Origin of the sequence: Sphingobium sp. JS3065 (assembly GCF_026427355.1) — a bacterium.
GTDB lineage: Bacteria > Pseudomonadota > Alphaproteobacteria > Sphingomonadales > Sphingomonadaceae > Sphingobium.
The window spans coordinates 682,501-702,064 of sequence record NZ_CP102665.1; the positions used below are offsets into that span (position 1 = coordinate 682,501).

Below are 19,564 nucleotides of genomic sequence, written 5' to 3' on the forward strand. Positions count from 1 at the left end.
AGATAGGCGGCGATCCGCGCCTTCTTCTCCACAGCGGGCACGGCGAGGTCGGAGGTGAAGAACAGCGTGTCGGCCAAAAATCCGGCCATATGGTCCGCCAGCAGCGGATAGCGAAGCCCTTCCACCAGCGCGCCGCGCAAGGTGCGGTGCGGGGTCAGATATTCCATCACGGTCAGCGCCATGACATCGTCATGATGGAGGAGCGCGGGCACGCGCGCGGGCGAAAGCCGCGCCTGATCGGCCAGCGCCAACCGCTCATAATAAGCGCGGCTGAGCGGCAGCGGCCAGCTTTCGCCGACCAGCCGGACATAGGGCAAGGCCTGCTTGGCCGCGACCCCGCCCCCCGGACCCGTGACGAGGAAGACGAGGTTGAGATTGCCGTCGCCCACCTCCTGCACCGTCCAGTCGCCCGCTTCGCCCCCAAGGCGCGCTGCGACGGCGGGAATGTCGGCCAGGAAGGCGGCGGCGGTCGTTTCGGTCAGCGGCCTGTAACTCATGAAAGCGCCACCTCCGGCAGGATCGTTTCGAAGCCGGTCGCGACCGGAAAGGGCGATGCATCGGGCAGGCCGTCCCGCGCCAGCAGCGTCACCGCCATGCCTGCCTCCTGCGCGGCGGCCAGTTCCGCCTCCACATCGGACAGGAACAGGATTTGGGCGGGCGGCAGCGCCAGAGCCTGCGCAATGGCGCGATAGGAGGCCGTCTCCTTCTTGCCGCCGATGGCTGTATCGAAACGGCCGGAGAAGAGCGGATTGAGGTCGCCCGCCTCGCTATGGCCGAACAGCAGCTTCTGCGCGCCGACGGAACCGGAGGAATAGATGTAGAGCGCGATGCCCGCCGCATGCCAGCGGCGCAGCCCCGCGACCGCGTCGGGATAGACATGGCCGCGCAGCGCGCCCTCCGCGAACCCCTCCGCCCAGATCATGCCCTGGAGCGTCTTGAGCGGGCCGATCTTGCGATCCTCCCGATGCCATTGCAGCAGGGTATCGACGCAATCCGCCGCGTCCATCGCCGGATCGGCCACTTCCTCGCGAACGGCGGCAAGGATGGGAGCCGTTTCGGCCGGATGCGCGGCGACATAATCGGCAAGGCGCGCCCTGGAATAAGGGAACAGCACCTCATGCACGAAGGCGATGCTGGAGGTCGTTCCTTCGATATCCGTCACGATGGCGCGAGGCGTGGTCATGCGGCGGCGCCTTCATAGAGCGGGATCGATTCCGCGATGGGATCGCCAGTAAAGCGGGCGACCCACCCTTTCGGCGTGACGAACAGGCGGATGGCGGTGAAACGCGGATTTTCCCCCATGTCGAACCAATGGGTCGTGCCCGCCGGGAGCAGGATGAGATCGCCCGCCGTGCATTCCAGCGCATGGACCGTTCCATTGGCCCGGATGTAGAAGAGGCCGCCGCCCTCCACGAAGAAGCGCACCTCGTCATCGTCATGGACATGTTCGGCCAGGAATTTGCCGCGCAGCGCGGCGCGATCCGGATGATCGGCGGTCAGGCGCATCACGTCGCAGCTTTTATAGCCGCCGCGCCGCTTCAACCGGTCGATATCGGATGCGTAGGCCGCCAGAATATCCCCGTCCTGCGCATCGGCGGGCAGCGCCGCCCCGGCCTCCCAACGCTCCAGCGTCACGCCCGCTTCCGCGACCGTCGCGGCGATGGCGTCGAAATCCTCCAGGCTTCCGCGCTCGGCGAAAGGCGCCTTGTCTTCATATCGGGAGAGTCGCGTCATCCTACGCCTCCGTTCAGTTTCATTTCTTCCCATGCGCAGTTCAGCAGAAATTCGCAGGCTTCCACCAGATTTTCCGCCGCATCCATGGTCGGACCCCATGCATATAGGCCGTGCCCCCGAATGTAGAAGGCGGGAAGCGGCGGTGTTCCGGCCTGCAATATCGGGCGAAGCTGCGCCGCCAGCGCGGGCATGTTCTGGCTGTTGTCGACCAGCGGCATGGCGATGCGCACATCATGTCCCGCGACGCCGGGGAAAATCTTGAGCAGTTCATAGCCCTCCAGATCGATGGCATTGCGGTCCGCCAGCGCCCGGCTGAGCACGGTTCCGGCGACGCTGTGGCTGTGCAGGACGGCACCCGCGCCGCCATCGACCTCATAGACCAGGCAGTGCAGCAGCGTTTCGGCCGATGGCTTCTTCCCGTCGAGCGAGGCGCCGTGGAGCGAGGCGCGCATGACCTGCTCCGGGGTCATGCGCCCCTTGTGCGCGCCGGACACGGTGATCGCCATCGTTCCGTCAGCCAGCCGCATGGAATAATTTCCCGCCGTCGCCGGGGCCAGGCCAAGCCGGTCAAGCCGCCCGCCCACCGCGACGATGACATTCGCGGCATCGGTGAAATCGATCACTCAGAAAAACTCCCCAAACGGCCCCGGCGATGCCAGACCAGCCCTGCGCCCATGCCTATCCTGCGCGACGGTCATGTTACAAGAGCGCGGCTGCGCGGATGATGGACAAACCGTCCCGGATTTACTAGTGAAAAGGTAGATATAATAGAGCACCGGTGGGAAGCGGCGTGACGGAAGGACGAAATATGGAAGGCGTCGACCGGCGCAGCCTGATCGCGGGCATCGCGGGGGCCATGCTGCCGACCGCCGCATGGGCCAGGGCGGGAGAAGGACGGATAATCCTGCCCTTCGACAATGGCGACCGGGCGCTGGTCCGCTATCCGCAAAAGCGTCCGCTCATCCGCCTGACCAGCCGCCCGCCGCAGCTTGAAACGCCCATGGCGCTCTTCAACGAAGGGCCGATCACGCCCAACGACGCCTTTTTCGTGCGCTATCATCTGGCGGACCTGCCGCTGGACATCGATGCGCGGCAGTTCCGGCTGGCGATCGGCGGTCATGTCGACAGGGTGCTTTCCCTTTCCCTTGCCGAATTGAAGCGCGATTTCCCGGTTCAGGAGATCGTCGCGGTCAACCAATGTTCCGGCAATGGACGCGGATTTTTCGAACCGCGAGTGGGCGGCGGCCAGCTTGGCAACGGCGCGATGGGCAATGCCCGCTGGCGCGGCGTGCCGCTTCGCGCCCTGCTCGACCGCGCGGGGCTGCGCGCCGGGGCGCGGCAGGTCACCTTCAACGGGCTGGACAATCCGCAGATGGACGGCATTCCCGACTTCATCAAGGCGCTGGACATCGACCATGCCCGCGATGGGGAGGTGATGGTCGCCTGGGCGATGAACGGGGCCGACCTGCCCTTCCTCAACGGCTATCCGCTGCGACTGGTCGTGCCGGGCCATTACGGCACCTATTGGGTGAAGCATCTGAACGAGATCACCGTCGTCGACGCCGCCTATGACGGCTATTGGATGAAGACCGCCTATCGCATCCCGGACAATGACTGCGCCTGCGTGACGCCCGGCGGCAAGCCTGACAAGACCCGCCCGATCGCAAGGCTGAACATCCGATCCTTCCTCACCAGCCACGCGCCCGGCGCGCAGGTCGCGGCGGGAAGGCCGGTGGCGCTGTCCGGCATCGCCTTCGACGGCGGCGCGGGGATCGCGCGCGTCGACATATCGGCCGATGGCGGCCAAAGCTGGCAGGAGGCCGCGCTGGGCGAGGATCTGGGCCGCTACAGTTTCCGCGCCTGGCGCCTTTCCCACAGCCTGCCGCCCGGCCGCCACCACATCCAGGTGCGCGCCACCAGCCGGTCGGGGGAGGTCCAGCCGGTCGAGCCGCGCTGGCAGCCCGCCGGCTATATGCGCAACGTCATCGAAACCGTGGAGGTGATCGCCGCATGAAGGCGCTGATCCCCATCGCCCTGTTCGCCGCGACAGGCGCGGCGGCGGCTGGCTATCGCCTGCCCGCCGAACAGCCCGCCGCGCTGCCGCCCGGTCCCGACGCGCAACTGACGGCGATAATCTGTTCCGCCTGCCATTCCATCGACTATGTGACCAGCCAGCCACGCGGCAAGGGCGCGCAATTTTGGAACGACAGCGTCGCCAAGATGGTCAAGATCTATGGCGCGCCGATCGAAGCCGAAGTCGCGGCGCGAATCTCCACTTATCTGGCGACCACCTATGGCGCGCGCCCGGCGAAGGCGGGAAAGCGCTGAGCGGAAATAAGTCCCCGCCCTGTCATCTATGATGAAAACTTGATTGCGCGAAAAATCTACTGATTTAGTAGATAAACAACCGCCGGGGCAGGACCATGGCCCCGCCCCGGCGGACCATGGCGGCAGCGCCCGGTCGGGACTGACCCGGCCGCCGGGCGCATCCGACCAGGCGCAGCAGGCGGTGGCGCCACGCACGCTCGACCATTTGCTGGCCAACCCCAATCTGGCGGGCCTGCTGTTCGAGGAGGAGATATTGATGCAGGCGACCATGCTGGCGCCTGTCGGCGGCATGGACCACATCCCCCGCGCCCTGGCGGCGTCGCTGCGCAAGCCCGTGGTCAGCGGGGCGGAGGTGCGGAGATCCGACGGCCCGGCAAGGGCGTCAGCATCGCCTGGCGCGATGCGAAGGGCAATGCCCAAATCGCACAGGCGGACCGGGCGATCATCACCCTGCCCCTGCCGGTGCTGGCGGGAATCAAGGGCGATTTCAGCGCGCCGGTGCACCGGGCCATCGCCGCCGCTCATTATCAGGACACGGTCAAGGTCGCCTTCCAGAGCCGACCCTTCTGGGAAGAGCAGCAAATCTATGGCGGCCTGTCCTTCGTCGGCGACGAAACGTCGATCATCTGGTATCCTTCGGACCGTTTCCAACAGCCGCAGGCCGTGCTGCTGGCCGCCTATATGGCGTTGAACGCGGCAAAGAGCTTTGCCCTGCGGCCGATCCCGGAACAGATCGCGCTGGCGCGGGCCGCCGTGGAGCGCATCCACCCCGGCCATGGCGCGGACCTGCAATCACCGGTCGTCGTCAACTGGCGCAAGACGCCGCATAATCTTGGCCCGTGGCTGGATTGGCACGGGGACGGCAACAGTCTGGACGATTTCCGCCTGCTCAACCAGCCGGACGGGCCTTTTCTCTTTGCAGGCAGCCATTTATCCCAATATTCGCGTCATTGGCAGGAAAGCGCTGTGCTTTCTGCCCGGCGCGCAGCCGATGCCCTGGCGCCGTCGCCCGCAAACGTCACGCCCCATCACGCCTGATAGAAGGAGAATGTCATGTCGCATGCTTTCATACGTCCCCTGGTCGCTTTGGGCCTGCTGATCGGCGGCGCGGGCAGCGCCCATGCCGCGCCACAGGTGGTCCGTCACGGCGCGGACGGCCCCTCGCCCATATTGACCGGCGTTACCGTGCCCGCGGGGATGGAGACGCTCTACCTCAGCGGGCAGGTGCCGCCCGTCGCCGACAAGGCGGCCGATCCGGCGACGCCCGCCGCCTATGGCGATACGCGGACGCAGACAATCGGCATCTTCCGCAAGATCGAAGGGCTGCTCGCGGCGCAGGGCTATGGCCTGAAGGACGTGGTCAAGCTGACCGTGTTCCTGGTGGGCGATCCCAAGCTGGGCGGAAAGCAGGATTTCAAGGGCTTTTCGGAGGGCTATGCCCAGTTTTTCGGCACCACGGCGCAGCCCAACAAGGTCGCACGGTCGACGGTGCAGGTCGCCGCGCTCGCCAATCCGGGCTTTCTGGTCGAGATCGAGGCGGTCGCCGTGAAGGCGAAGTAATTCTGGGTGGATGGCGGACATTGAAAGCCGTCATCCCAGCGAAAGCTGGGATCTCAGGGCGATCGGGCACAGCTTAGCCTCACGAGATCCCAGCTTTCGCTGGGATGACAATATATTAGCGTCCGCCATTGGCCATTTTCCGACATTGCGGATTCACGCCCCTTTTCGGCGGCCCGCCAGCCTTTATGTAGACGTGCGGAATTCTGGATAAGGACATGGCATGGAATATCGATCGCTGGGACGCACGGGGATCAAGGTCAGCCTAATCTGCCTTGGCACCATGACATGGGGGTCGCAAAACAGCGAAGCGCAAGCCCATGAGCAACTGGACCACGCCTTTGGCGAGGGCGTGAACTTCATCGACACCGCCGAAGCCTATCCGGTGACGCCCGTCTCGCGGGAGACGCAGTTCCTGACCGAAACCTATATCGGCAACTGGATCGCGGCGCGGGGGCGGCGGGATGACGTGATCCTCGCCACCAAGGTCGCCGGCCCCTCACGCGATCCGGTGCGGTCGTTCCGGGGCGGCGGCAACCGGCTGGACCGGCGCAATATCGAACAGGCGGTGGAGGATAGTCTGAAGCGCCTGCGCACCGACCATATCGACCTGTATCAGGTGCATTGGCCCGACCGGAAAGTGCCCTCCTTCGGCGTGCGCGGCCTGTCGCGGATCGAGGACGACGCCGACACCGTGCCGATCGAGGAGACGCTGAACGCCCTGGCCGACCTGGTGCGGGCGGGGAAGATCCGGCATTTCGGCGTTTCCAACGAAACCCCCTGGGGCGTTTCGGAATATCTGCGCCTCTCCCGCGAGAAGGCGTGGCCCAGGATCGCATCGATCCAGAATGCCTATAATCTGCTCAACCGCACCTTCGAACAGGGGCTATCGGAATTCGCATTGCGGGAGGATGTCGGGCTGCTGGCCTATTCGCCGCTCGCGGGGGGCAATCTGACCGGCAAATATCTGGGCGGACGCATTCCCAGCGGATCGCGCCGCGACGTGGCGAAGCAGTTCGTCCGCTACGACCTGCCCGGCCAGCCGGTCGCGTCGGCGCGCTATGTCGCGATTGCGCAGGCCCATGGACTGGACCCGGCGGAACTGGCCCTTGCCTTCGTCAACAGCAGGCCGTTCGTGACATCGACCATCATCGGGGCGACGTCGCTGGCGCAGTTGAAGACCGATATCGGCAGCGTCCGGATCAAGCTGGACGAAGAGGCTCTGGCGGCGATAGAGGCAGTGCATCGGGAACTGCCCGATCCCTGTCCGTAAGGAGCAGGCGCGGCGGGCGTTTCCCGTCGGCAGAGGTCCGTCTAGCCTCCGATCTTCGCGATGCGCCTGACGTCCGCTTCCGTGACGGGCTGGGGATAGGCGTTGCCGAAATGAGTCCGGACATAGGTGACGACCGCGGCCACCTGCGCTGGGGAGAGCATGTCGCTCATCGGCGGCATCGCGCCCTTGCCCTGCATCACGATCTTGATCGGATAGGCGGGATCGGCCAGCTTCCTGTCCTTCGCCAGCGGCGGAATGGCGCCGCCGCCGCTGCCCATGGCGTTGGGCATGTGGCAGGCGGCGCAAATCTGCTTGTAGACCTTTTCCCCGTCGACCGCCTTGTTCTTCGCCTGCACGCCGCCGGGCGTGTCGGCATGGCCGGGCGCGGCCAGAAGCGCCAGGAGCGGCGGGATCAGGAACAGGGCGCGGCGCATGCTCATGCCGCCTGCGTCCGCTGGTGAATGCGCGTGATCGCGTCGAGGCTGGAGAGCAACGATCCTTCCATCCAGCCGCCATAATAGCTGGCATGCTCGCCCGCAAAGACCACCCGTCCGTCCAGGGCCACGAGATTCTGGTAATGGGCCACCCGATTCTCCTCGCTCCAGCGGGAGGTGCAGCCCAAGATCCACGGCACGCGGCTCCAGGGCACGGACACGCCGTTCAGAAATTCCTTGCGATATTGCGGATGGAAGATTTCGCCCTGGGCCAGCGCCGCCTCTATCCGTTCCTGCGGGGTCATGCCGGTCAGTTCGAAGGCCCCTGCGTCGCGCGCGAAGGCGCCCAGCAACACCGCCGGTCCGCTGGAGAAGAAGCGGTCGTTGGGATAGGATAGCTGCGCTATGGGCTGGTCGGTGAAGCTGTGGCCGCCATAGATATTGTCGTCCTCCTCCCAGAAGCGGCGCTTGAATTCCATGCCCATCTTGAGCTGGCCCGCATAGGGCACCGCCTTCATCGCCGCCGCCAGTTTCGGACCCACCTGCATCTCGATCTGGCTGATGATCGACAGCGGGACGGTGCACACGCACCAGTCGGCGCTGACGCTGTTCATCTTGCCGCTCGGCACGTCCTTGTAGCTGACGGTCACGCCCTTGCCATTCTGGGCGACCTTCGTCACTTTCGCATGATAGGTGATGAGCTTGCCGACCTGGGCGGCGAAAGCCTTGCCGATCATGTCCATGCCGCCTACCGGCTGGAACATCGTCGTCTGCATCACATAGTTGAAATAGAAGCTCATCGCCGTCCAGACCTGCGGATCCAGCACGTCGCCCAGCTTCGCGATCTGCGATGGCATGGGTGCGCCGCCAACGCCGCCGCCGGGCGGCTGGTCGTAACCGCGCTGGGCGGAGACGGCCACGCTGCTGGTATAGGCCATGTTGGCGTCCAGCACGCCCCAATGGCGGAGCGCCTCCAGCAGCTTCTCCTTGTCCTCCGCGCTTATGCTGGCGTCCAGCGCCTTGGCGTTCGCCGCCTTCGCCAGCAGTTCGGACGTATGGCCCCGGAAATCGGTCGCCACCGCCTTGTAGCGTTGCGGCTTGCCGCCGAACGCCTCGCTGGAATGGATGAAGCCGTTATGGTTGAGCTGGATGAACGGCTCCATCGCCACGCCGAACTGCCTGCAATAATGCAGCAGGCAATTATGATGGTGCGGGATGCGCCAGGGGCCGGGATTGATGTAATTGCCCGGCGCGAACTGCACCTTCTGCACCGTGCCGTCGCTTTCGGTGAAGGTGTCGCCGCCGCGCAGCGTATAGGCGCGGCCACCCGGACGGTCCTGAAATTCCAGGATCTTGACCCGATAACCCGCCTTTTCCAGTTCATAGGCGGCGACCATGCCGGCCAGGCCCGCGCCCAACACGACGACCGACGCGCCCGGCTTCGCGCCGGAGAGGACAGGCGGTCCGTCGAACCGGGTTTCGGCGGCATGGCCCAGCGCGGTCATCGCCTGGTACATCGCCGCCGCGCCGCCCATCTTGCCGATCAGGCTGAGAAGCTGACGGCGGCTGGGCAGCGTGCTGTTATCCATCAAGTCCCCCTATACATGTGGAGAAGCCCGGCGGCGGAAGGTTCAGTTTCCCTTGGCGGCGATCGCCTCGATCTCGATCAACTGTTGCGGCCGGGCGAGTCCTGCGATCTGGAAGGCCGACCGGGTCGGCAGATTGGGTTGCTCCGCCGTACCGAAGAATTTCTTGTAGGCCCGCGTCATGCCGTCGCGGTCCATCTTCCCGCCCAATTTGGGATCGCCGACCAGGAAGACGGTCAGCTTCACCACATCGCCCATGGTAAGGCCCATTCCGGCAAGCTGGGCCTTCATCTTGGTGAAGATCGACAGGGCCTGCGCCTCCGTATCGCCGAAGGCGTCGGGGCTTTCCACGTCCTTGGGATCGATGGGCGCCCCGGTCGCGCCGGAAAGGAAATAGAGCGTGTTGCCGGGCGGAACCACGGCGGCGCTGGCGATCATCGCGCCGGGGGTCTGTTTATGTTCGACCGGCGCGGCCTGTGCCGTTGACGAAAAAGAAGCCAAGGCGGCTGCCGCGATGCCGACAAGAGAAAGCCTGAACGCTGACGGATTTGCCATGAACGCTCCCATTCCCGGATTACTGATGCTTGCGATCAGAAGAACGAGGCGCGGAGGCAAATCCGCCATATTTATTTCAACATCTTACTGACCGCCCGAGACCAGTTCTGCGACATCATAATATTTGCCGTTGGCGATCACCTTTCTCACATTGAAAGTGTTCGCGATATTCTCACGCGGGTCGCCCGCGAGGAGAGTGATGTCGGCCAGCTTGCCCGCTTCCAATGTTCCCGCGTCCAGGTTGAGCGACCGGGCCGAATTGACGGTCGCCGTCTGCAACGCCTGAAAGGGCGTCAGCCCCGCATCGACATAGGAGGAAAGCTCCGCATGCAGGTTGGTCGCGATCATCGTGTCCGTGCCCGCCGTGACCAGCGTGCCGGCGTCGAACATCTTCTTCAGGCTCACCAGGCTTCCCGCGATCATGGGCCGCAGCAGGGCCGCCAGGGGATCGGCCTCCGTCACCGTCTTGCGCGCCCAGATCGGGTAGAGGTTGAGGCGCGGATCGTCGCGATAGCCGGGATTTTTCTCCAGATAGCCGGTCAGCGCGCCGAAATTTGTCGGCGTCAGCGTGCGGCCGCTCCTGCCGAAAAGCTGGATCACATCCTCATAGGCCATGCCCATCGGACCCTGTTTGGGCGAATAGCCACGGCGGCTGGTCGCGCCCAGATGCTCGGTCGCATCGACGCCAGTATAGGCGGCGGGGAAGATTTCATGGCCGGTGACGGGAACGCCCATCTGGTGCGCCGCCTCCACGATGCGCCGCTGGTAGATGTCGGGCATGCGGACATAGCTTTTCAATATGTCGTATTTCAGGATGCGGGCGCGCTCCAGTTCCCGCTCCAGATGGGCCGGGCCGGATACGGCGACGCCCATCTTGTAATAGACGCGCTGCCATTCGAGCAGCGGGCCGTTGACATAGAGGCGCGGGGACGGACGCACGCCCGCTTCGGCGGCTTCCCGATCCTCGACCGCGTCATAGACCTGATTGCCCGGATCGCGGACGGTGGTGATGCCATAAGCGAGCCAGGCCCGCTCCAGATTGCCGCCGAAATCCTTTTGCAGATGGGCATGATGTTCGATCAGGCCGGGGATGGCGGTCAGGCCGGTGCCGTCGATGAAGCGGTCGGCCTGATGCAGGGCCGGATCATGATCGCGGATCGCGGCGATGCGGTTGCCCTCGATGACGATGTCCTTGTCATGCTGGGTCTCGTCGCGAACGGAGTCGACCAGATTGCTGACATGGATCACCGTCCGCCCGGTCGGTTTGTCGAGGCGGTAGGTGAGGTCGACCGGAATCTCCCGGATCGCGCCCGTCTCCGTATCGATCGCCTTCAGCTTGTCAGCCGATTGGTAGAGGATGGTGCGGCTGTCGGCGGTCCAGGTCGGGAAATAGGAAATTTCGGAGGTGTAGCTGCGCGGCGGCCCCATCGGCTTTCCGTCCGCGCCCACCGGCCAGATTTTCAGCAGGCCTTCGTAGATCGCCGCCATCTTCGTCCCGTCCGGCGACCAGGTGGGACCGCCGCCGCCGCGCGTATCGGTTCCGGCATTGGCCTGCGGTATTTGCCAGAAGGGTTCGCCCTTGCCGTCGGCGGGGATCACATAGACCTGATTGGTGCCCTCCCGAAAGCTGTTGGAATATTTATAGGACAGCGCAATCGCGACATATTTGCCGTCCGCCGACCAGGTGGGACTGCCCGGCTGGCCCAGCGAGGCCTGGAGCCGCGTCACCTTCCCGCTCGCCACGTCGACGACGCAGACGCCCGCGACGCCCCAGCGACCGTCGACATCCAGGAAGGCGATCCGGCTGCCGTCATGCGACCAGGCCGCGCCCAGGGGCTGGGTGTCCATATCGGTGAGCTTGCGGTCCTTGCCGGTCCGAAGGTCGCGTATCCAAAGCTGCGGCAAGCCGCCGCCCTTGTCGGAGGTGTAGACGATGCTCTGCCCGTCGGGCGACCAGGCGGGATCGGCGTCCAGCGCGGCATCCTTCGTCAGATTCTCCGGCACGCCGCCCTTGGAGGACATCAGGTAAAGATCGCCCAATGCGACGAAGGCGATGCGGCTGCCATCGGGCGAGATGGTCGGGTGGACGATGCCCAGCGCCTTGCGCGGGGCGGTGGAATCCCAATCCCGTTTGGCGCGGGCATAGCTGGGCTTCACCGCCTCCAGCGTGGCGGCGAAATCGACGGTGGAGAGGCGTGCGCCGCTGCGGTGCCGGATCTTCCCGTCAGAGACATAATAATAGCCGCCCTTCCCCCAGCTTATGCGGAAGGGAAAGACATTCTCGGTTCCGCTGACGGCCTTGCCATCCACTTCCAGATGGCTGCCCCTGGCGTCCTGAACGACATAGGCCAGTTCGCCGCCGGGGCCGAAGGACGGCGCATCGACCCTGCCCTCCGCCTGTTTCAGGAGGCTTTCCTTGCCGTCGGCCAGCATGGTCGCATAGAGCGCCGTCTTACCGCCCTCTATCCCGGCATAGGCGATGCGCGCACCGTCCGGCGACCAGGCCGGCATCCGGTCCTCACGCCCATTGCCGCTGACCTGCTTCACCGCTCCGCTCGCGATATCCAGCGTCCAGATGTCGTAATTGCCGCTGCGGTCGGAGGAGAAGGCGATGGTCTTGCCATCCGGCGACCAGGCGGGTTCGCGGTCGTCCCATGCGCCTTGCGTCAGCTTGCGCATGTCGCTGCCGTCGGGCTTGATCGTCCAGAGGTCATAACCGCCCTCGCGATAGGCGAAATAGGCGAGGCGCGATCCATCGGGCGACCAGACCGGCTGGCGCGCATCGTTGAAATAATCGGTGATGCGCTTTGCCTTGCCGCCCCTGGCCGGGATGATCCACAAACTACCCTGTAGATCGACCGCCAACCATTTGCCGTCGGGGGAGACGGATACGGCCATGGACGTGCCCTCATGCACGTCGAAGGCGACAGGTTTCTCGTTTCCGGGCGGAGGGAGATTGGCAGGCTGGGCATAGGCCTGCGCTGCGCACGCCGACAGCAGGGCGATGGACAGATATTTCAGGGGAGACTTCATGGATCGGTCCTCTTACCAGCCGAAAACATAGCGTTCGCGGCGGACATCCGCCCCGCCGCGCAAAGTGCCGCTGCCCGGCACGACGCCCGCTGCGACGATGCCGGTGGAAACCGCGAACGGCCCCAGCACGTCCAGCTTGTGCCCGCGCGCGGCCAGATCGTCGCGCACCGCCTGCGGCACCCGGTCCTCCACCTCCAGCACGCCCGGTTCATCCTTCTTGATCGCGAAGGAGGCGTGAAAATGATTGCTGTTGATGCGGGGCGCCTCGATCGCGGCCTGCAACGGCTGGTCGAACGCCAGCACGCGCAGCAGCACGTTCATGATCTGCTGGCCCTGATTGTCGCCGCCCGGCGTGCCTATCGCCAGATAGGGCGCGCCGTCCTTCAGCACCATGGAGGGCGACAGCGTCGTGCGCGGCCGCTTGCCGGGGGCCAGCACATTGGGGCTTTCGGGATCGAGGTCGAAGACGGTCAGCCGGTTGCTCATCGGCACGCCGGTATCCCCGGCGATATAGGCGCCGCCCAGCAGCCAGCCGGAACTGGGCGTGGCGCTGAACAGATTGCCGTCCCGGTCGACCACTTCGATGGCGGTCGTGTCGGCGGTGGGGCGCGGTGGAGCCTTCAGCATATGGGGGGTGAAGGCGGGGGTGGCGCGCGCCTTCCCCTCGAACGCCCAGGGGTCGCCATAGCGATGCTCCAGCGACGCCTTCGGCCCGATCTGCTTCGCCCGCTGCGCCGCATAGGCCTTGGACAACAGGCCCTTCATCGGCACGGACGCGAAATCCGGGTCGCCGAAATAGGCGTTGCGGTCGTCGAAGGCGAGCTTGATCGATTCCGCCACGGTGTGGAGATAGGGCGCGGACCCCGGCTCCATCGACGCGATGCCCGCCGCTTCGGCGATGTTGAGCGCCATCAGCATGGCCGGACCCTGGCTCCAGAAACCGGCCTTGTAGACTTCATAACCGAAGACGCTGGTCATGGCCGGCGTCTCGACCCTGCCCTTGTAGCTGGCCAGGTCTTCATAGCGCATCAGCCCGCCGTCGCGCTCCATCGCCGCGCCGATTCGCCGGGCGATATCGCCCTTGTAGAAGGCGTCGCGCCCCGCCTGGATCGCCGCCTTGCGGTCTTTCGTCTTCTTATATGCGGCCCGGTCCGCCGCCGCGATGATGCGGATGGTCTTCGCCAGATTGGACTGACGGAAGATTTCGCCAACTTTCGGCAATTGTCCGCCCGGATAATAAGCGTCGTAGGCGTCCTTCCATTTGGAAGTGGCCTTCCGCTGGCTGGCGAACACTTCGGCCAGGAAATTATACATGACGAAACCGTCCGCCAATTCGATGGCGGGTTGCAGAACCTGATCCAGCGTCATCGTGCCGTTGAGCTGCAACGCCAGCGCCATGGCGTCGACCAGCGCGGGAACGGTGCCGCCATTGGGACCATTGCCGGGAATGACGCCCGCTTTCGCGAACTTGTCCGGCGTGGCGAGCGCGGGCGCGACGCCCTGACCGTTCACCACGGAGACTTTTCTCGCCTTCGCGTCGTAGATGATGGTCGGCGCTTCGCCGCCGAAGCCGAAATGCGAAATCTCCGTCACGGCCGCAGCGAACACCCCCGCCACGCCCGCGTCCGTGGCGTTGCCGCCCGCCATCAGGATGCGCGTTCCCGCCGCCACAGCATAATGACGCCCTGCCGCGACGATGCCGAAATTGCCGACGATTTCCGGCCGCAGCGTCTCCCCCGCGCTTACCAGCCGGGTCGGCTCCAGCGGCGCCCTGGTCGCGGGAACAGCCTGCTGCGCCGATGCCCCAGCCTGCGCCAGTACAGCGCCGCCCACCGCCAATGCCGCGAAGTCACGACGGCTCAAGCCCAGCCTTGCAGTCTTGGTCATGAACGAAAATCCCCTGTAATCGGCATAGTCAGCGCTACCCGAGGGAAAGGCGGCATCTGCCCTGCCGGTTCTTTCCCTGTAACGAGACTGGCCCCATTTTCCACTATGCTTCAGAAGATTTCATCGAATGGAAAAAATATTCATCCCGGCATGGCGGAAAACATGATCTTATCAGTTCTACCATGCTGAACGGGTGCAAGAGTGGGCGCTTCGCCCGTCAATCGATGTTGCCGGCGTGGGGCCGGACGAAGATAGCCCATGCAGGGGATGGTGCCGGAACTCCAGCTATCGGGGGATCCGTGAATGCACAGTCTGGGCAAGGGCCCAATTCATAAAAACAACTGGCTGACATGCTCAGGATTCATCGGCGCGCAAATGCCCGATAGCTGACACCGCGCAAAGTCCTTGTCGCCGCGGGGATCGATGACAAGGACTTCATCACAGGGGAACAGAGATGAGGGTGAGAAGAAACAGCATTGCGATACTGGCGGGCGCCAGTATTTGGGCATTGACGGCAGGCGTCCTGCACGCGCAGACCGACGCCGCGCCGGAAGCGGAGGCGGATAAAGGCGCCGAAATCGTCGTCATCGGATCCCAGATCAGGGGCGCGAACACGACCGGCGCCCTGCCCGTCAGCGTCGTGGGCGAACAACAGATCGAGGCGGTGGCCGCGGTTTCCGGCGCCGATCTCTTCCGGTCCATCCCGCAACTGGGCGGCGTGACCTTCAACGAACAGGTGCTGGGCGGCGGCAACGCCAATGCCGCGCGCGGCGACGTTTCCACCGTATCGCTGCGCGGTCTGGGACAGGGCAATACGCTGCTGCTGATCAACGGCCGCCGCACCGTGCTGCACCCGACATCGCAGGCCATTTCCGGCGTCATCGATTCCGGCGTTCCGACCTTCGGCTATAACGCCAACACCATTCCGGTCGGCAACATCGCGCGCGTGGAAGTGTTGCGCGACGGCGCGGCGGCTCTCTACGGTTCCGATGCAGTCGCGGGCGTCGTCAACAACGTGCTCAATTCGGATTTCGACGGTGCCAAGTTCGACGCCCAATATGGCGGGGCGGAAGGCACCAATCTTCGCGAATTCACGGTCAACGGCCTGATCGGCAAGGACTTTAGCGAAGGGCGCGGCAACATCACGCTGTTCGCCGGCTATGCGCAGAAGTCGAAGCTTTACGTGAGCGATCAGGACTATACCGCCAATGTCGACCGGCGCGGCTATGTGGCGGGCACGTCCTTCGCCAATGTCTCGGCGTTCAACGGCACCAGCACCAGCACCCCATGGGGCACCTTCCGCGCGCTCAGCCCGGCGGCGAACGGAACTTTCCTCAACCAGACCATCACCAGCAACGGCACCGCCTTCACCAACAGTTCCAGCCAGTTTCACATCCAGCCCAGCACCAACAGCGGGTGCCGGATCGCATCGGGCACCGCGGGAACCTGTTATGACGACGGCAACGGCGCGAGCGAGATGGCGACCGTCGACAGCAATCTGCGTTTCAATTCGCCGGCGACGTTCGACAAGCTGACCACCCAGCCTTCGGTCAAGCGCATCAACCTGTTCGCCAACGGGCATTTCGACCTGACTGACGAGTTGACCGTCTATGGCGAAGCGGGCTTCTATCGCGGCAAGACGGAGGCGATCATCGGCGCGCCCGGTTCGCTGCCGAACATCCCGATCACCGTCGCGGCCAACGCCTATTGGAACCCGCTCGGTCCGGTCGGATCGCCCAACCGCCTGCCCGGCCTCAGCACCGCCGTCGTTCCGGCCGCTGGCCTGCCGGTCCAGATCACGTCCCTCAGCTATGTCGACGTCGGATCGCGCAAGGTCGACGTGACCAATTACCAATATCGTTTCCTGGGCGGGCTGAAGGGCAAGATCGGCGATTGGGACTGGGATACCGCCGGTCTCTACACCTGGGCCACCGCCGCGGACACGCAGGAGAATTTCTCCAACACCCTGTTGCAGGCCGCGATCAACCGCACCACGCCCGACGCCTATAATCCGTTCAACGGCGGCTGCGTGGATGCGCCGTCCATCGGGGACTGCACGCCGAACAGCGCGGCCACCATCGACAGTTTCCGCATCAAGGCGACCCGCAAGACACGCACGTCGCTGGCATTGTGGGATTTCAAGGTTTCCAACGCCAATCTGCTGGGCCTGTGGGCGGACAACAGCATCGGCATCGCCGCGGGCGTCGAATATCGCCGCGAAACCTATCATGACAATCGTTCGCCCTATCAGGGCGGCATTGCCGGGGTGGACACGACCTATACCGACGCCGTCACTGGCATCTTCTACGGGTCCGACCTGGGCGGCGCCAGCCCCAGCCCGGACGTTCGCGGCAAGCGCAACGTGAAGTCGGCCTATGCCGAACTCGCCATCCCGATCTTCAGCCCGGACATGGAAATCCCCTTCTTCCGCAGCCTGGATTTCCAGATCGCGGGCCGGTACGAGGATTATAGCGACGTCGGATCGGTCGCGAAGCCCAAGATCGCGGCAAGCTGGGAACTTCTCCAGGGCATGCGCCTGCGCGGTTCCTGGTCGCAGGGTTTCCGCGCTCCCAATCTGGAGGTGATCAACACCTCCACGCTGGACCGCGTGAACACCGGCATCGACTATGTGCTGTGCGAGGCGGACCTGCGCGCCGGGCGCATCGCCAACTTCTCCCAGTGCAACCGCTCCATCTCCGTCCTGCGGCGCAGCGGCGGCAACCCGAACCTGAAGCCGGAGGAATCGCAGAGCTGGAGCTTCGGCGCGGTCTTCTCCCCGCAACTGGGCAACGGCTGGGGCAAGGTGACGTTCACGGTCGACCGCTGGAAGATCAAGCAGAAGAATGTGGTCGGGCTGCTGGATTATCAGAACGGCCTCAACCTCGACTATCTGCGGCGGGTGCAGGGCGGCACCAATCCCAATGTCGTGCGGCGCGATCCGACGGCGGACGATGCCGCGCTGGTGGCGGGCACGGGCCTCGCGCCGGTGGGCGAACTGCTCTATGTGGTCGCGAATTTCGAAAATCTGCTGCCGGTGACGGTGCAGGGCATCGACTTCAACCTGGACTATCTGCTGCCGACCGCATCGATCGGCACATTCTCCTTCAACGTCAACGCTTCGCGCCTGATCAGCTATTATGTCGACGCCCCGGCGGGCGTGACGGCAGTGATCGACGGCCGTTCGGCGGGCCTGGTCAACCCCGGCGTGCCGATCCAGGGCGGCGGCGACGTGGTGGGCCGCGACGGGCAGCCGCGCTGGCGCATCGCGGCGACTTTGGACTGGACATTGGGACCGGTGAAGATCGGCGCCTTTACCCAGTTCACCGACAGCGTGTATGAAAATGCGGTCCGCGACGCTGCGACCAATCCCTGGATCGTGAAGGGCCAGACCACGGTCAATCTCTACGCCCAATATACGTTCAAGAATGGCGGGCCGCTGAACGATACCAGTATTCAGATCGGGGCGCGCAATATCTTCGACAAGGATCCGCCGCTGGCTTCGACGGGTTATCTGTCGAACCTCTACCAGCCGCAGGCGCGCTACTGGTACACCAGCATCAAGAAATCGTTTTGATGGGTGACGAGTAGAGAGAGAACGTATCCTGATCCTCCCCATCGGGAGATGGGGAGGGGGACCATGCGAAGCATCCACCCCCGCTTGCAGCGGCGGTCCCCCTCCCCACGCTTCGCGTAGGGAGGATTTAGGGGCCGCTTAAAGGCCGGCCAGGCAGAGATATTTGAGTCCGAGATAATCGGCGATGCCGTGTGAGGAGCCTTCGCGGCCGATGCCGGATTGCTTGATCCCGCCAAAGGGGGCCACCTCGGTCGAGATAAGGCCGGTGTTCATGCCCACCATGCCGCATTCCAGCGCTTCGACGACCCGCCAGATGCGGTCCGGGCAGGAAACCGCCCCAGACGCATGGCTCCTGCCCGGCTTCCAGAAACGTCTCGAAGCTGATCGCGGAAAAGCTAAGGTCCGCCGGGATGGCCGGGCTTTCCATCAGGACGATGGTCAGCGTACCGGGCAGCGCCGATCCCAACGATTGCAGCAGCGGTATGAAACCCGCTTCCGCGAACAATATCCTGTCGTTGGCGTGGGATATGATCCATCCGATCTGCTCGACGGAGAGGCGCGGATTGATAGGGTGAATCACCGCCCCCATGCCACCGGCGCCGTACCAGAGCGCCATGTGCGTGTCATTGTTGGTGGCCAGGAGACAGCCGGTCGGTGGCCATTGTCGGCGCTGGCGATTATATCGGCGCGGAGATTGCGAAGAAGTTCGCGAGCGAGGGGTTTCATGTCCATCTCGGCCGCAGGGGCGGCGACAAGCTCCAGTTCCCCATCCTGGAAACCACCGACCGCGTCTTCCACAAGGTCTGGCAGATGGCCTGCTTCGCCGGTTTCGTCACCGGGCGCGAGGCCGCCCGCATCATACTGCCCCGCAAGCGCGGCAAGATCTTCTTCACCGGCGCCACCGCCGGTCTGCGCGGCGGCGCAGGCTATGCCGCCTTCGCCTCCGCCAAGTTCGGGATCAGGGCCGTCGCCCAGTCCATGACCCGGGAACTGTGGCCCTCCAACATCCATGTCGCCCACCTCATCATCGATGCCGGCGTCGACACCCAATGGGTCCGCGAGATCATCGGAAGCGCCAGGGCACCGAAGCGCTCGACAATCTCAAGCCCGACGAACTGATGCCCCCCTCCGCCGTGGCGGGCGCCTACTGGGCCTTGTTCCAGCAACCGCCCGCGGCCTGGACCTTCGAACAGGAAATCCGCCCCTATGGAGAGACATGGTGACGCCGATGACCAAGCCAGTGACCAAGCCTGTGACCAAGGTTGAGTCCTCTTCGATTTCGGAAGCCCCAACGCCTATCTGTGCCATCGCGTGATCCCCGCCATAGAGGAGCGCACCGGCGTCACCTTCGACTATGTGCCCGTCCTGCTGGGCGGCATCTTCAAGGCCACCGGCAACCGCTCCCCGGTCGAGGCCTTCGCCCATATCCGCAACAAGCCGGAATATGACAAGCAGGAGCTGATCGACAACACCAACGCCGCCGTCGAACGCGGCGCATTCGGATCCCCCACCTTCTTCGTCAACGATGACATCTATTTCGGAAAAAGACCGAATGTGGGAAGTCGAAGAAGCTATCTGCCTGGCCCAGGAAAAACAAAATAGG

Annotated in this window: 17 protein-coding genes and 1 pseudogene (1 of these 18 cut by a window edge); 8 read left to right on the top strand and 10 right to left on the bottom strand. The window is 64.5% G+C overall.

The window, feature by feature from the left end; all coding sequences use genetic code 11:
• The 4 genes in view from mtnK to mtnB are tightly spaced (each overlapping or abutting the next) and all read right to left on the bottom strand, a layout consistent with a single transcriptional unit that may run on beyond the window.
• Positions 1–497 carry the start of an S-methyl-5-thioribose kinase gene (gene mtnK, locus NUH86_RS20515; protein ID WP_267252341.1) on the bottom strand. The gene continues 730 nt to the left of window position 1, outside the view, so only the first 497 of its 1,227 coding nucleotides appear in the window; it begins with the start codon at positions 495–497; its stop codon lies off the left edge, out of view.
• Positions 494–1,183 (bottom strand): acireductone synthase, encoded by a 690-nt coding sequence (mtnC, locus tag NUH86_RS20520; protein ID WP_267252342.1) that lies wholly within the window; start codon positions 1,181–1,183, stop codon positions 494–496. Before mtnC ends, mtnK begins: the two co-directional genes overlap by 4 nt.
• Entirely contained in the window at positions 1,180–1,734 is a 555-nt protein-coding gene (locus NUH86_RS20525) for a 1,2-dihydroxy-3-keto-5-methylthiopentene dioxygenase (protein WP_267252343.1), read from the bottom strand. Before NUH86_RS20525 ends, mtnC begins: the two co-directional genes overlap by 4 nt.
• Positions 1,731–2,357, bottom strand: coding sequence for a methylthioribulose 1-phosphate dehydratase (mtnB, locus tag NUH86_RS20530; RefSeq protein WP_267252344.1), 627 nt, complete (start codon positions 2,355–2,357; stop codon positions 1,731–1,733). The genes NUH86_RS20525 and mtnB overlap by 4 nt, the downstream gene beginning before the upstream one ends.
• Before the next feature lie 167 nt (positions 2,358–2,524).
• Between mtnB and NUH86_RS20535 the strand changes: the two genes are divergently transcribed.
• The 5 genes from NUH86_RS20535 to NUH86_RS20555 all read left to right on the top strand — a co-directional run bounded on the left by NUH86_RS20535 (position 2,525) and on the right by NUH86_RS20555 (position 6,892).
• Positions 2,525–3,748: a molybdopterin-dependent oxidoreductase gene (locus tag NUH86_RS20535; protein ID WP_267252345.1), complete on the top strand. Its 1,224-nt coding sequence runs from the start codon at positions 2,525–2,527 to the stop codon at positions 3,746–3,748.
• Positions 3,745–4,062 (top strand): cytochrome C, encoded by a 318-nt coding sequence (locus NUH86_RS20540; RefSeq protein ID WP_267252346.1) that lies wholly within the window; start codon positions 3,745–3,747, stop codon positions 4,060–4,062. The genes NUH86_RS20535 and NUH86_RS20540 overlap by 4 nt, the downstream gene beginning before the upstream one ends.
• A 360-nt stretch (positions 4,063–4,422) precedes the next feature.
• Positions 4,423–5,100, top strand: coding sequence for a flavin monoamine oxidase family protein (locus NUH86_RS20545; RefSeq protein ID WP_267253015.1), 678 nt, complete (start codon positions 4,423–4,425; stop codon positions 5,098–5,100).
• Between the two features lie 15 nt (positions 5,101–5,115).
• Positions 5,116–5,622: a RidA family protein gene (locus tag NUH86_RS20550; protein WP_267252347.1), complete on the top strand. Its 507-nt coding sequence runs from the start codon at positions 5,116–5,118 to the stop codon at positions 5,620–5,622.
• Positions 5,623–5,842: 220 nt separating this feature from the next.
• Positions 5,843–6,892, top strand: coding sequence for an NADP(H)-dependent aldo-keto reductase (locus NUH86_RS20555; RefSeq protein ID WP_267252348.1), 1,050 nt, complete (start codon positions 5,843–5,845; stop codon positions 6,890–6,892).
• 41 nt (positions 6,893–6,933) lie between these two features.
• On the opposite strand, the gene NUH86_RS20560 is transcribed toward NUH86_RS20555, so the two are convergent.
• The 5 genes from NUH86_RS20560 to NUH86_RS20580 all read right to left on the bottom strand — a co-directional run bounded on the left by NUH86_RS20560 (position 6,934) and on the right by NUH86_RS20580 (position 14,387).
• Entirely contained in the window at positions 6,934–7,332 is a 399-nt protein-coding gene (locus NUH86_RS20560; protein ID WP_267252349.1) for a c-type cytochrome, read from the bottom strand.
• Positions 7,329–8,915, bottom strand: a complete 1,587-nt coding sequence (locus tag NUH86_RS20565) for a flavin monoamine oxidase family protein (RefSeq protein ID WP_267252350.1) — start codon at positions 8,913–8,915, stop codon at positions 7,329–7,331. Before NUH86_RS20565 ends, NUH86_RS20560 begins: the two co-directional genes overlap by 4 nt.
• A gap of 42 nt (positions 8,916–8,957) precedes the next feature.
• Positions 8,958–9,467, bottom strand: a complete 510-nt coding sequence (locus NUH86_RS20570; RefSeq protein ID WP_267252351.1) for a RidA family protein — start codon at positions 9,465–9,467, stop codon at positions 8,958–8,960.
• 84 nt (positions 9,468–9,551) lie between these two features.
• Positions 9,552–12,500: an LpqB family beta-propeller domain-containing protein gene (locus tag NUH86_RS20575; protein ID WP_267252352.1), complete on the bottom strand. Its 2,949-nt coding sequence runs from the start codon at positions 12,498–12,500 to the stop codon at positions 9,552–9,554.
• 12 nt (positions 12,501–12,512) lie between these two features.
• Positions 12,513–14,387, bottom strand: coding sequence for a gamma-glutamyltransferase family protein (locus NUH86_RS20580; protein WP_267252353.1), 1,875 nt, complete (start codon positions 14,385–14,387; stop codon positions 12,513–12,515).
• Positions 14,388–14,841: 454 nt separating this feature from the next.
• On the opposite strand from NUH86_RS20580, the gene NUH86_RS20585 reads away from it, so the two are divergent.
• Entirely contained in the window at positions 14,842–17,961 is a 3,120-nt protein-coding gene (locus NUH86_RS20585) for a TonB-dependent receptor domain-containing protein (protein ID WP_267252354.1), read from the top strand.
• Between the two features lie 138 nt (positions 17,962–18,099).
• On the opposite strand, the pseudogene NUH86_RS20590 reads toward NUH86_RS20585, so the two are convergent.
• Positions 18,100–18,279: pseudogene (locus NUH86_RS20590) on the bottom strand (aldehyde dehydrogenase family protein); the annotation flags it as partial.
• A 336-nt stretch (positions 18,280–18,615) separates the two neighbouring features.
• On the opposite strand from NUH86_RS20590, the gene NUH86_RS20595 reads away from it, so the two are divergent.
• Positions 18,616–19,080: an SDR family NAD(P)-dependent oxidoreductase gene (locus tag NUH86_RS20595; protein ID WP_267252355.1), complete on the top strand. Its 465-nt coding sequence runs from the start codon at positions 18,616–18,618 to the stop codon at positions 19,078–19,080.
• A 192-nt stretch (positions 19,081–19,272) separates the two neighbouring features.
• Positions 19,273–19,563: a hypothetical protein gene (locus tag NUH86_RS20600; protein WP_267252356.1), complete on the top strand. Its 291-nt coding sequence runs from the start codon at positions 19,273–19,275 to the stop codon at positions 19,561–19,563.
• Position 19,564: the final 1 nt, after the last annotated feature.

Coding starts and splice junctions, on each gene's coding strand:
- NUH86_RS20575 (WP_267252352.1), bottom strand. CDS start 12,500: ATGAAGTCTCCCCTGAAATATCTGTCCATCGCCCTGCTGTCGGCGTGC.
- NUH86_RS20550 (WP_267252347.1), top strand. CDS start 5,116: ATGTCGCATGCTTTCATACGTCCCCTGGTCGCTTTGGGCCTGCTGATC.
- NUH86_RS20570 (WP_267252351.1), bottom strand. CDS start 9,467: ATGGCAAATCCGTCAGCGTTCAGGCTTTCTCTTGTCGGCATCGCGGCA.
- NUH86_RS20565 (WP_267252350.1), bottom strand. CDS start 8,915: ATGGATAACAGCACGCTGCCCAGCCGCCGTCAGCTTCTCAGCCTGATC.
- NUH86_RS20525 (WP_267252343.1), bottom strand. CDS start 1,734: ATGACGCGACTCTCCCGATATGAAGACAAGGCGCCTTTCGCCGAGCGC.
- NUH86_RS20580 (WP_267252353.1), bottom strand. CDS start 14,387: ATGACCAAGACTGCAAGGCTGGGCTTGAGCCGTCGTGACTTCGCGGCA.
- NUH86_RS20555 (WP_267252348.1), top strand. CDS start 5,843: ATGGAATATCGATCGCTGGGACGCACGGGGATCAAGGTCAGCCTAATC.
- NUH86_RS20560 (WP_267252349.1), bottom strand. CDS start 7,332: ATGAGCATGCGCCGCGCCCTGTTCCTGATCCCGCCGCTCCTGGCGCTT.
- mtnC (WP_267252342.1), bottom strand. CDS start 1,183: ATGACCACGCCTCGCGCCATCGTGACGGATATCGAAGGAACGACCTCC.
- NUH86_RS20540 (WP_267252346.1), top strand. CDS start 3,745: ATGAAGGCGCTGATCCCCATCGCCCTGTTCGCCGCGACAGGCGCGGCG.
- NUH86_RS20585 (WP_267252354.1), top strand. CDS start 14,842: ATGAGGGTGAGAAGAAACAGCATTGCGATACTGGCGGGCGCCAGTATT.